The sequence below is a fragment of the Nesterenkonia cremea genome (assembly GCF_014642675.1).
Lineage (GTDB): Bacteria > Actinomycetota > Actinomycetes > Actinomycetales > Micrococcaceae > Nesterenkonia > Nesterenkonia cremea.
On the sequence record NZ_BMIS01000004.1, the window covers coordinates 240280 to 252159 of the forward strand.

Here is an 11880-nt window from a genome sequence, read left to right on the forward strand (position 1 = left end):
TGTGTTTACGCTATGGCTCTGTTCCGAGAGGTGTCAACAGATGCGGGGGAGAAAGGTTCCGGCCGTCGGGCGGCTCAGCACTCCACCACGTTGACGGCCAGCCCGCCCAGCGCCGTCTCCTTGTACTTATGCGACATGTCTTTGCCGGTCTCACGCATCGTGGTGATGACGTCGTCCAGCGAGACACGGTGCTCCCCATCACCCATCAGCGACATCCGCGCCGCGTTGACGGCCTTGGTGGCGGCGATGGCGTTTCGTTCGATGCAGGGGACCTGCACCAGCCCAGAGATGGGATCGCAGGTCAGCCCCAGATTGTGCTCCATCGCGATCTCCGCGGCGTTCTCCACCTGCTGCGCGGTGCCGCCGAGCACCTCGCACAGGCCGGCCGCGGCCATCGACGACGCCGATCCCACCTCGCCCTGGCAGCCGACCTCGGCGCCTGAGATGGAGGCACGCTCCTTATAGAGCACCCCGACGGCGGCCGCGGTGAGCAGGAAGGTGGTCACGATCGCCTGCTTGTCCTCTGCGGCGGCGAAGGCGGCCCCGGGGCCGTAGTGCGTGGCGTAGAAGCCCACGGCCGGGATGATCCCCGCCGCCCCGTTGGTCGGCGAGGTGACTACGCGACCGCCGGAGGCGTTCTCCTCGTTGACTGCCAGGGCCACCAGGTTCACCCACTCCTGCCAATAGGCAAAGGAGCGGTCCGGGTCCTGCTGGGTGAGCCGGGCGTGCCAGTCGGGTGCTCGGCGTCGGACCTTGAGTCCGCCGGGCAGCGGGCCCATGCGCTCCAGGGCCGAGTCCTTGCACTCCTCCATGACCTCCCAGAGGTGCCAGATCTCAGCGATGACGGCCTCCTGATGCTCCTCGCCGCCACGCAGAGCACATTCGTTGGCCAGCATGATCTTCGAGATCGGCAGGCCCGAGTCCTCGCAGTGCTGCATCAGCTCGGCCGCCGTGGTGAAGGGATAGGGGACCGGATGCTCGTCAGAGCCGGCGGCCGGAGTGCCGGAGGCCTCATCGGTCTCCGAGACCACAAAGCCGCCGCCCACCGAGTAGTAGGTCTCCTCGGCCAGCAGACCGCCGTCCGCATCCAGGGCGCGCAGCCGCATGGCGTTGGTGTGCCGGTCCAGGACGGTGAGCGGGCGCTGGACGAAGTCCTCCACCCGCAGGGCGATGTCCCGACGCCGGCCCAGCTGGGCGGCCAGCTGGACGGTTCCGGTGTGCTCGATCTCCGAGAGCCGGTCGTCCACCTGTCGGGGCAGGATCTCTTCGGCCGCCCAGCCCTCCAGGCCCAGCAGCACCGCGGTGAAGGTGCCGTGGCCGGAGCCGGTGGCCGAGAGGGAGCCGAAGAGGTCCACCTCCAGGCTGGCGACGGCGTCGATGTGCCCGGTGTCCACCAGCTGCTCAGCAGAGAATCGACGGGCCGCCCGCATGGGCCCCACCGTATGGGAGGAGGAGGGGCCCACGCCGACGCTGAAGAGGTCGAAGAGACTGATCGTCATACAGTCACCTTAGTCTGGTGCTCGGATACGGCCACCTGACTGCTCCACCAGGCGTGGAACTCGGAGATGTGATGCTCGCTGGGGACCAGGGCTCCGCCGCCGGAGTAGGCCTTGGAGCTCATCGAGGGCTGGGTCTGCTCACAGGCTTCGAAGTCCTGCTGGTTGACCCGGTGGAAGAGCTCCACGGACTTCTCGATGGGCAGGTCGCGCTCGATGACCTCGGGCAGGAACAGCCAGTCGCAGACCACGGTGGTCCGGGACTCGGAGACCGGGAACATCCGGTGGATGATCACATGGTCCGGCACCGTGTTGATGAAGACCTGGGGCTTCACCGTGATCGCGTAGTACTTGCGGTCCTGGTCCGGGGCGATCCGCGGCAGCTCCTCGAAGCCGGAGGCGGAGCCGTCCACGGTGAACCCCTTGATCTCTTCGCCGAACTCCGAGCCGTGGACCTCGCCGTTCATCCGCTGGGAGGCCAGACCGTCGGCGAACTCAGGGATGACCTCGGTGAGCTCCGGGTGGATGGTGGCGCAGTGGTAGCACTCCATGAAGTTCTCGATGATGAGCTTCCAATTCGCCGCCACGTCATAGGTCTTGGACTCGCCGAGCTTCAGGTTCTCGATGCCGTAGTTGTCGATGGACTCGACCTCGCCGAACCGTGTGCGGACCTCGCCCAGGACCGCCTCGTCGAAGTTCGGCGGCTCCTCGGCCAGGCAGACCCAGACATAGCCCAGCCATTCGCGCACATGCACCGGCTTCAGCCCGTAGTCCTGACGGTCGACATCCGGCATGGAGGTCAGGTTCGGGGCGGCCGCCAGATCACCCTCCAGGGCGTAGGTCCAGGCGTGATAGCCGCACTGCAGGGTCTTGTTCTTCCCCTCGCCGGAGGTGCAGACGCGCATGCCGCGGTGGGCGCAGACGTTGAAGTAGGCGCGGATGCCCTTCTTCCGGCTGCGCACCACGATGATCTCCTCGCGGCCGATGGTCACGGTCTTCCACTCGCCGGCGGAGCTCAGTGAATCGGCGCGCATCACGCAGTTCCACAGCTTCTCGAAGATCTCCGACTGCTCGCGGGAGAAGATCTCCGGGTCCGTGTAGGCCACGCCAGAGGGGGTGGGGAGCAGAGAGCTGCCAGGCAGCGGCTCATCCAGGTGGTCGATGATCATCTGGTCCTTCTTTCGTGCAGCAGGTGGTGTTGAGCTCAGCAGGTGTGTCATGCCGCCAGTGCGGCGCGGTGCTTGATCTGGCGAAGCTTCCGCCAGCGCTTGATCTCGCGGAGCCGGTTCATTCCGAGGATGCCGACCTCCTCGCCGTCCTTGAGATAGCTGACCAGCAGGTCGCCGCCCTCGATGGTGCCCTCGAGGATCTGGACCTGGTCGGCCTGAGCCAGTCGGCCCGCGGCCTGGATCCTCACGTCATACTGCTCCGACCAGAAATAGGGCTCTTGGAAGGGGGCCGGCGGGACACCGGTGAGAGCGGCGGCCACGATGCCCGCCTGCTCCACAGCCTCCTGCCAGTGTCCGATCGGGCGGATCCCGGAGGCCTGAGAGGCCCACTGGGCGCAGTCGCCGGCTGCCCAGACTCCAGGGACACCGGTGAACCCGGTGTCATCGCAGAGGATGGCGGCGGTGGTCGGCTCCAGGGTCAGTGCGCTGCCGCGCAGCCAGGCGGTGGAGGGGGTGGCCCCGATGGCGCAGATGACGATGTCGGCCTCGATCCTGGTGCCGTCTGCCAGGCGCAGCACCTGGGAGTCCTCGTCGGTCTCCACCTCCTGAGCGCGGGAAGGCTCTGCGAAACGCACTCCACGCTGTTCGTGCAGGGCACGGATGGCGCATCCCACCGGCTGACCCAGCCGGGCGGTGCCTGGGTTGGCCTCACCGGCGACCACAGTGACCTCGGCGCCGCGGTCCATCCAGGTGGAGGCGGCCTCCAGGGCGAGGAAGCCTCCGCCGACCACGGCCACCTTCTTCCCCTCGGCCACGCAGCCGCGCAGCGCCATGGCGTCATCCACGTTGCGGATGACATAGACGTCCGGGTTGCGGGTTCCGGAGAAGGGTAGGCGACTGGCCTGGGCGCCGGTGACGATGATGATGGTGTCGGCCATGTGGAAGGTGCCGTCGGCGGTGTGCACGCCCAGGGGTGAGGCGGAGAGCTCCACTGCGGAGGATCCGCCGATCCACGTGACGTCCAAGGGGTGGTCCGGGTCGTCGAGGGCGAGGTCCTGGACGGTGACCGTTCCGGAGAGGAAGGCCTTGCTCAGGGCCGGACGGTCATAGGCCGGCAGGGACTCATCGCCCAGGATGGTGATCGGCCCGGTGTGCCCGTTCTCCCGGGCGCCGCGGGCGGCGTGGTAGCCGGCCAGTCCTGCTCCGATGATCAGCAGGTGGCCCTCGGTGGGGGATCCAGCGATGTATGAGGTCATGCTGTGGTCACCCCCGGAGGCAGGTTGGGAGCTTCCTGGGAGAGCTCCACGTACACGTCGTCGCCGTCGATCTGGACCTCGTGCACCCGCACCTTCTTCTTGGCCGGGGGCTGGTCCACCTCGCCGGTCAGCAGGGAGAAGGTGCTCTCGTGCAGCGGGCACTCCACCCGGCAGTCCTCCACCCATCCGGCCGCCAGGGAGGCGTCCTGGTGGGTGCAGGTGTCGTCCACGGCGTGGACGGTGCCCTCCTCGGTGAGGAAGACGGCGATGGGCGGGGTGACCGACTCGATGCGCAGCCCTTCGCCGGGTTCGAGGTCCTGCAGGGAACAGACTCTGAGACTCACTTGCATTCACCATCCAAGGGGACTAGCGTTGCTTATATCGCAACAGTGTTTACTATGCACAACAAATAGTGCGCTAAGTATTGCAGGTCACAGAACTCCGGCGTCAAGAGTCGGTGCCACTTTTTGAGGAGAAATTCATCGGCGTGAAATCTGAGGCAGTCAACCCCGTCCAGTCGGTCTCGCGCGCTGCGCGGATCCTCGAGCTCCTCGGGGAGGAGTCTTCGTTGACCATCAGCGAGATCTCGCGACGGCTGGATGTGCATCGCTCCACCGCCTTCCGTCTGCTGGGCACGTTGGAGCAGCATGACCTTGTCGAGCAGGAGTCTGCGCGCGGGGCTTATCGCCTCGGCTTCGCCATGCTTCGGATGGCCAACTCGGTGACCCAGCGGGTGGATTTCACGCGTGATGCGCAGGCCTGCTGCGACGCTCTGGCGCAGCGGCTGAACGAGACGGTCAACATCTCCATCCTCGACGCCGGCTATGCCGTGACCATCACGCAGGCTGCGGGGGACCAGATGGTCGGCGTCACGCGCCAGTACGTGGGCCAGCGCGGTCCACTGCACGCCACTTCCACCGGCAAGATGCTGCTGGCCCATGCCGGTGCGGAGGAGCTCGGTCGTCTTGCTGAGCGCGGCCTGGAGGCCTTCACCGCCATGACTATGACGGACCCAGATGTGCTGGGCACTGAGTTGGAGGCCATCCACCGCCGCGGGTGGTCCTCGGCGGTGGCCGAATGGGAGCACGGGATCAATGCTCTGGCGGTTCCGGTGCGCGACGCCGACGGCTCGGTGATCGCTGCGCTCTCCACTACGGCGCCGGCCTTCCGGCTGCCCGAGTCTCAGTTCTCCGACTATGCCTGCGTACTGCACGAGGAAGCCTCTGTGCTGGAGGCCAGATTGGGGTTCTTCGAGCCGACGGAGGGCTGATCGGATTCTGATATACCTCTTGTGCTCCAGATCGCGTTGTCCATAGAGTGGTTGCGTAACCACAACTACGTTGTTCATCGCGCAACAACTGGAGGAACGATGGCATTGAACTCAGCAGCGGGGAGGCCCCGCATCGTGGTGATCGGCTTGGGCGTGGTCGGGGCCGCAGTTGCGGATGAACTCGTCCTGCGCGGATGGACCGACGTGACCGTGGTCGAGCAGGGCCCGCTCTATTCCACCGGCGGATCGAGCTCCCACGCACCGGGGTTCGTCTTCCAGACCTCAGGGAGCAAGGCCTCCTCGGAGCTGGCTCAGCGCACACTGGACAAGCTCGACGGCGTCGAAGTCGGGGGGCACTGGGTCAGCAAGCGGGTGGGCGGCATCGAGATCGCCACCACTGAAGCTCGACTGCGCGAGCTGTACCGGCGCCACGGATTCGCCGAGGCCTGGGGTGTGCCTTCATGGCTGATCTCCCCGGACGAGGTGGCCCAGCTGTGGCCCGGACTGGACGTCTCCGGCATTCTGGGCGGGTTCCACACTCCCACCGACGCAGTGGTCAAAGGCGTGCGTGCGGTGGAGTTTCAGGCAGGCCGTGCCCAGGAGGGCGGGGCCCGCATCATCGACCGCACCCGCGTGCTGGGGATCCGCACCCATGGCGGCCGGGTCAGCGGCGTGGACATCGAGCCGGTGGGCGGGGGAGAAGTGGCCTCTCTGGAGGCGGACATCGTCGTCTCCTGCGCCGGACTCTGGGGTCCCGGGGCGGCCCGGGAGATGCTCGGCATCGAGATCCCCATGCTGCCGGTGGAGCACGGATTCGGGTTCAGCCAGCCCGTCTCCTCGCTGCGCGGACTGGACGAGTCCACTGAGGTGGTCAAGCCGATGCTGCGCCACCAGGACCACGCCATGTACCTGCGCGAATGGGGCCAGCGCATCGCCATCGGCGCCTATGAGCACCGTCCGCTGCCGGTGGAGCACGATCAGATCGCCAGCCCTGAGCAGGCTCAGCGCACCGGTGTCCAGCCCTCCATCCACCCCTTCACGCGAGCCGACTTCGAGCCCAGCTGGAAGGAGGCGCAGAAGCTGCTCCCCGAGCTGCGCGAGTCGCATCTGGATGAGCCGATCAGCTTCAACGGCATCTTTTCCTTCACCCCTGACGACGGGCCTATGCTCGGCCCGGTTCCGGGGGTGGAGGGCCTCTGGATGGCCCAAGCGGTGTGGGTGACCCAGTCGGCCGGCGTCGGGCAGGTCATGGCCGACTGGCTGACCACAGGTGACCCGGGCATCGACACCCACGGTCTGGATCTGCGGCGTTTCGACCCCTCGGAGGTCTCTAAGCGGTGGACCAGAGAGCGCAGCGCCGAGTCCTATGACGAGGTCTACGACATCGTCCATCCGCGCGCCACCACGCTGAAGCTGCGCGGGCTGCGCACTCCGCCCTTCTATGAGCGCCAGCGCGGCAAGGGTGCGGTGTTCAGCGTGGCCAACTCCTGGGAGCGTCCGCTCTGGTACGAGTCCAACGCCACGCTGCCCGACGGGCGTCCGGCGGTGGCCATGCTGGGTGAGCAGACCCTTCCGCCGAGAGATCCCTGGTCGGCTCAGTACTGGAGCCCGATCGTGGCCGTGGAGGCCCGGCGGATGCGCGAGTCGGTGGGCCTGGTAGACATGTCCTCCCTGCCGCGCCTGTGGCTCTCCGGGCCCGGCGCCACCGACTTCCTCAACGGTCTGCATGAGCAGGGCCTGCTCAGCCGACCGGTGGGCAAGAGCGTGGGCAGTGTGGTCTACACGCTGATGCTCAGCCCTGAGGGCGGGATCCTCTCCGATGTCACGATCGCGCGGACCGCTGAGGACACCTATCACATCGGCGCCAACGGCAACCTCGACGCCGCTTGGCTGCGTGACCAGATGGAGACCCGCGGCGTTCGCCTGGAGCTGCGCGACGCCCACTCCGGCTCCTGCGGTCTGGGCCTGTGGGGACCGAAGGCGCGGGAGGTGCTCTCCGCTCTGGTGGATGAGGACATCTCCCATGAGGCCTTCAGGTTCTACCGCTGCCGCGAGCTGAGCGTGGGCGGAGTCCCTGTGCTCGCCATGCGGCTGAGCTATGTGGGGGAGCTGGGCTGGGAGCTCTACGCCCCGGCGGAGTTCGGCCGCTACCTCTGGGATGAGCTCATGGCCGCCGGCAAGCCGCACGGGATCCTCCCGGTGGGGCGGCGTGCCTTCGAGAGCCTGCGCCTGGAGAAGGGCTTCCGCCTCTGGGGCACGGATATGTCCAGGGAGCACACTCCGGCGGAGGCCGGTGTGAGCTTCGCCGTGCGGGGAGCCGCCACGGAGAAGCTGGCCGCAGAGGGTAAAGACGTCCCCTCGCGGCGCCTGGCCTGCCTGCTGCTGGATGACCCCTCTGAGGTGGTCATGGGTCATGAGCCTGTCTATGCCGAAGGGGCGGCCTCAGGGCAGGCTCCGGTCGGCTACGTCACCAGCGCCGACCAGGGCTACACCATCGGGCAGTCCATCGCCTATGCCTGGCTGCCGGCTGAGCTGGCTGATGTCGGCTCGCGCGTGGAGATCGCCTACTTCGATCGCAGGATCCCCGCATCTGTCGCTCAGGAGCCGCTGCTGGATCCCCAGGCGCTGCGCATGCGGGCCTGAGCGGACACGGCAGAAAGGGGCCCTTCGAAATCCTCGGGAGGGCCCCTTTCTGCAACAACATTGCCGTAACACAGCTCGCCTATAGTGGTGCATCGTGCATATGCTTGATTCCGAGAAACGTCGTGACGATCGCCCTCTGGCCACGGAGCGGACCATTCCACATTCCCCGCCGGAGGACGTGCTCGGCGTCCTGACCGGAACCTTTCTGGCTGCCCTCGGCCTCTATCTCCTTCAGGAGGCGGAGGCCGTGACAGGTGGGACGGCGGGCTTGGCTCTCCTGCTGACCTACGCCACTCCGCTGAGCTTCGGATGGCTGTTCGTCCTGGTGAATCTGCCCTTCTTCCTGCTCGCGCTGTGGAAGAAGGGGTGGCGGTTCACGCTCAAGACCCTGGTCTCAGTGTCGATCGTCTCGGTGTTCTCAGAGATGAATGAGTTTCTGCTGCCGATCCCAGACATCAACCCCATCTACGGGATTGTGGCGGGGAACCTGCTGCTCGGTGTGGCGCTGCTGATCGTCTTCCGTCACGGCTCCAGCCTGGGCGGCTTCAATGTTCTGGCGCTGATCGCTCAGGAACAGTTCCATCTGCGGGCGGGCTATGTGCAGATGTCTCTGGATCTGGTGGTGATCCTGCTGGCGTTGACTGTGATGGCGCCCAGCGGTGTGGTGCTCTCGGCCGCAGGCGCCGTGGTGCTGAACATCGTGTTGGCCTTCAATCATCGTCCGGGGCGGTACCGGGCCTAGAGCGTGTCTGATAAATGTTTGGTCCAGGCAGTGACTCCGTGCAGTAGCGCTGCTGCTCGGTATGTGGTTGAAGCGCTCTGGGTTTCGTTCCTAGTCTCTCGAAGGAGAGTTGGAACATGCCAAAGAAGTTCACCCCTGAGTTCCGGATCATCGTCCTGATCTGGTGAATCGGCGCTTCGCTGCTTCGGCACCTCATCGACTGTGGGTGGCTGACATCACCTACGTGAGGATCCTCCGCGGATTCTGCTACGTCGCCTTCATTACCGATGCCTGTACTCGCAAGATCGTCGGGTGGTCGGTGGCGGCTACGCTGAGCACCCAACAGCTGCCGCTGCAGGCGTTAGAACATGCGCTGCTGAGTACTGATGCCAGCATCATCGAGGGCCAACTGGTGCATCACTCCGATCGTGGAGTCCGGGCAATACGTCAGCCTGGCCTACACCGAGACCTTGGCCGACTATGGGCTGCAGGCATCGGTGGGATCAGTCGGTGATTCCTACGACAACGCCCTGGCTGAGGCAGTCAATGGCCTCTATAAGGCTGAGATCATTCGCTCCCGCCGAATCTGGGCCTCAGCTACAGCGGTGGAGATAGCCACGATGGACTGGGCGCTCTGGTGGAACACTCGGCGTCTTCACGAAAGCCTGGGGTATCGGACTCCTGCAGAGGTCGAGGCCTCGTACACTCAACACATGACGGCCGCGCCCGCGGTGGTCTAAACCCCGGAACGAAACCCAGGGCGCTTCACAGTCCACAGTTCCGCACCGATCACTACGTCGAGACCCGTTTCTTCTCTCGTTTCTCTCACAGCAGTGTCTTCTGGGGTCTCACCGAGCAAACATTTCCCACCCGGCACTGACCAGAACCCGGCTTCCGGGGGATATCTGCGTTGGACCAGCAGGATTGCCCCATCTTCCCGCACAATGACAGCGCAGGCGGCACTTACTACAGCCACGGCATCACTTCGTGGCGCGTACGGTCGGCATCGACGGGTCCGGCAGATAGACTGTGCCGCCGGCTTCACGGAACTCACGCGACTTCGCCGCCATGCCCTCCTGAGCGATCCGGGCCTGCTCATCCGAATCGCCGAACTCGTTGCGGATGTCCTGAGAGATCCTCATCGAGCAGAACTTCGGGCCGCACATCGAGCAGAAGTGCGCCGTCTTGGCCGGCTCGGCCGGCAGAGTCTCGTCGTGGAACTCCTCAGCGGTCTGCGGGTCCAGGGAGAGGCCGAACTGGTCCCGCCACCGGAACTCGAACCGGGCCTTGGACAACGCATCGTCGCGGTCCCGGGCCCCGGGGTGCCCCTTGGCCACGTCGGCGGCGTGCGCGGCGATCTTGTAGGTGATGACACCGGTCTTCACGTCGTCGCGGTTCGGCAGCCCCAAATGCTCCTTCGGGGTGACATAGCAGAGCATCGCGGTGCCGTAGCGGGCAATCTCGGTGGCGCCGATCGCCGAGGTGATGTGGTCATAGCCGGGGGCGATATCGGTCACCAGCGGCCCCAACGTGTAGAACGGGGCGCCGTGGCAGAGTTCCTGCTGCTTTTCTACGTTCTCGCGGACCAGGTGTAGCGGGATGTGGCCGGGGCCTTCGACCATCACCTGGACGTCGTACTCCCAGGCCCGCTGGGTCAGCTCGGCCAGGGTGTCGAGTTCAGCGAACTGGGCGGCGTCGTTGGCGTCGGCCAGGGACCCGGGCCGTAGTCCGTCGCCGAGGGAGAACGCCACGTCATATTGGGCGAAGATCTCGCACAGTTCGTCGTAGTGCTCGTAGAGGAAGCTTTCCTTGTGGTGGCCCAGGCACCAGCCGGCCATGATGGACCCGCCGCGGGAGACGATCCCGGTCACACGCTCTGTGGTCAGCGGCACGTAGCGCAGCAGCACACCGGCGTGGATGGTCATGTAGTCCACACCCTGTTCGCACTGCTCGATCACGGTGTCGCGGAAGATCTCCCAGGTCAGCGCCTGGTGGTCTCCGCCGACCTTCTCTAGGGCCTGGTAGATTGGCACTGTGCCGATCGGCACCGGGGAGTTGCGCAGAATCCATTCGCGGGTGGTGTGGATGTCGTCGCCGGTGGAGAGGTCCATGACCGTGTCTGCGCCCCACTGGGTGGCCCACTGCATCTTGGAGACCTCCTCGGCGATGGAGGAAGTCACTGCGGAGTTGCCGATATTGGCGTTGACCTTCACTGAGAAGGCCCGCCCGATGATCATCGGCTCGGACTCGGGGTGGTTGATGTTGTTGGGGATGATGGCCCGGCCTGCGGCCAGCTCGCTGCGGACCAGCTCGACATCCAGGCCCTCCCGCAGGGCGACGAACCGCATCTCGGGGGTGATGACCCCCTGGCGTGCGTAGTGCATCTGGGTGACCCGCTTGCCGGGCCTGGCGCGCAGCGGCGGGCGGTCCTCGCCCTGCCACTCCTGGGAGGCGGTGCCCCGGCGCAGCGCCTTGGGGCCGTCGTCCTCGAGCTTTCGACCGCGGGCCTGGTAGGTCTCCACATCCTGGCGGGCCTGGATCCATTCGGCGCGCAGCGGGGGCAGGCCGCGGGTGGGGTCGCTGCCCGGGCCGGTGGTCCGGTAGGTGGTGAACGGCTCGTTGGCAGTGCCGTCGGGGGAGTCGTCCTGGGAGATCCGGGTGACCGGGACCCGGATGTCGTGCTCCTCGTCCACGAGGTACTCCGCGCTGTGGGTGGAGTAGTTCAGAGGGGAATTCTGGGCAGAGATATGCGTCATGAGCTCCTTCTTCCTTCGCCGGCATGACCCGGACAGGTTCAGACGGTGCTCGGACAGCGTCAGTCCGATCTCAGCTCCGTGCTCGGAGCGCCCGTGAGGTCAACCACCACCGTACTACATCCACGATGAGCGTTGGAGCGCGGGAGTGTTACCAACCGACTAGGCTATTTGCCCTTTCCAGAGGTCAATCCGCTTTTGAACTCGACCACACTCCCACGGATAGAAAGGTCTGTGGGACCGCCCCGACGAGCAGATTAGAGCGTGTCTGAGAATTATGTGAGGGGTGGCCTGGAAGCCTGGAGACATGTCTCGTCTCCAGGTTCTTTCTGATGCTCAGTGGGAGCTGATCGCTGATCAGCTGCCCAAGCCCACCGGACGCAAAGGGCGTCCCTTCGCTGATGCTCGCCTGATGGTTGAAGGGATCATCTACCGGTATCGGTGTGGGATTGCCTGGCGGGACCTGCCCGAGGTCTTCGGGCCCTGGCAGACAGTGTGGACTTGGCACCGCCGACTGGCAGCCGAGGAGACCTGGGAGAAGATCCTGGCCCAGCTGAGAGCCCAAGCTGATG

General features: G+C 65.8%; 10 protein-coding genes, 1 pseudogene and 1 riboswitch. Of the genes and pseudogenes, 5 read left to right on the plus strand and 6 right to left on the minus strand.

Going from position 1 to position 11880, the window contains the following annotated elements; all coding sequences use genetic code 11:
* Positions 1 to 74: 74 nt before the first annotated feature.
* The 4 genes from IEW85_RS06570 to IEW85_RS06585 are packed head-to-tail and all read right to left on the minus strand — an operon-like array spanning position 75 to position 4271.
* Positions 75 to 1499 (minus strand): L-serine ammonia-lyase, encoded by a 1425-nt coding sequence (locus IEW85_RS06570; protein ID WP_188683912.1) that lies wholly within the window; start codon positions 1497 to 1499, stop codon positions 75 to 77.
* The gene (locus IEW85_RS06575) at positions 1496 to 2716 is read right to left on the minus strand and encodes an aromatic ring-hydroxylating oxygenase subunit alpha (RefSeq protein WP_229658860.1); all 1221 of its coding nucleotides are present in this window, start codon (positions 2714 to 2716) and stop codon (positions 1496 to 1498) included. The genes IEW85_RS06570 and IEW85_RS06575 overlap by 4 nt, the downstream gene beginning before the upstream one ends.
* The gene (locus IEW85_RS06580; protein WP_188683914.1) at positions 2713 to 3921 is read right to left on the minus strand and encodes an NAD(P)/FAD-dependent oxidoreductase; all 1209 of its coding nucleotides are present in this window, start codon (positions 3919 to 3921) and stop codon (positions 2713 to 2715) included. The genes IEW85_RS06575 and IEW85_RS06580 overlap by 4 nt, the downstream gene beginning before the upstream one ends.
* A complete protein-coding gene (locus tag IEW85_RS06585) occupies positions 3918 to 4271 on the minus strand; it encodes a bifunctional 3-phenylpropionate/cinnamic acid dioxygenase ferredoxin subunit (RefSeq protein ID WP_373286548.1) in 354 nt (117 codons plus the stop codon). Before IEW85_RS06585 ends, IEW85_RS06580 begins: the two co-directional genes overlap by 4 nt.
* 137 nt (positions 4272 to 4408) lie before the next feature.
* On the opposite strand from IEW85_RS06585, the gene IEW85_RS06590 reads away from it, so the two are divergent.
* From IEW85_RS06590 to IEW85_RS14335, 4 genes and pseudogenes are all read left to right on the plus strand, one after another.
* A complete protein-coding gene (locus tag IEW85_RS06590; RefSeq protein ID WP_188683918.1) occupies positions 4409 to 5191 on the plus strand; it encodes an IclR family transcriptional regulator in 783 nt (260 codons plus the stop codon).
* Between the two features lie 99 nt (positions 5192 to 5290).
* The gene (locus IEW85_RS06595) at positions 5291 to 7834 is read left to right on the plus strand and encodes a GcvT family protein (protein WP_188683920.1); all 2544 of its coding nucleotides are present in this window, start codon (positions 5291 to 5293) and stop codon (positions 7832 to 7834) included.
* 100 nt (positions 7835 to 7934) lie between these two features.
* Positions 7935 to 8576 carry a YitT family protein gene (locus IEW85_RS06600; RefSeq protein WP_188683922.1) on the plus strand — a complete coding sequence of 214 codons (642 nt, stop codon included), beginning with the start codon at positions 7935 to 7937 and terminating at the stop codon, positions 8574 to 8576.
* Between the two features lie 139 nt (positions 8577 to 8715).
* Positions 8716 to 9295 (plus strand): annotated as a pseudogene (locus IEW85_RS14335) (IS3 family transposase); the annotation flags it as partial.
* Here IEW85_RS14335 and IEW85_RS14705 read toward each other — a convergent pair.
* Both IEW85_RS14705 and thiC read right to left on the minus strand, forming a co-directional pair.
* On the minus strand, positions 9292 to 9654 hold the full coding sequence (locus tag IEW85_RS14705; protein ID WP_373286549.1) for an NUDIX hydrolase: 363 nt from the start codon (positions 9652 to 9654) through the stop codon (positions 9292 to 9294). The pseudogene IEW85_RS14335 and the gene IEW85_RS14705 sit on opposite strands and share 4 nt — an antisense overlap.
* The gene (thiC, locus tag IEW85_RS06620) at positions 9536 to 11311 is read right to left on the minus strand and encodes a phosphomethylpyrimidine synthase ThiC (protein ID WP_188683929.1); all 1776 of its coding nucleotides are present in this window, start codon (positions 11309 to 11311) and stop codon (positions 9536 to 9538) included. The genes IEW85_RS14705 and thiC overlap by 119 nt, the downstream gene beginning before the upstream one ends.
* Positions 11305 to 11416, minus strand: a riboswitch (TPP riboswitch). (Overlaps the previous gene by 7 nt.)
* Positions 11417 to 11615: 199 nt before the next feature.
* Here thiC and IEW85_RS06625 point away from each other — a divergent pair.
* Positions 11616 to 11880 (plus strand): transposase (locus IEW85_RS06625; RefSeq protein WP_188683931.1); only part of this gene is annotated, 265 nt, incomplete at its 3' end.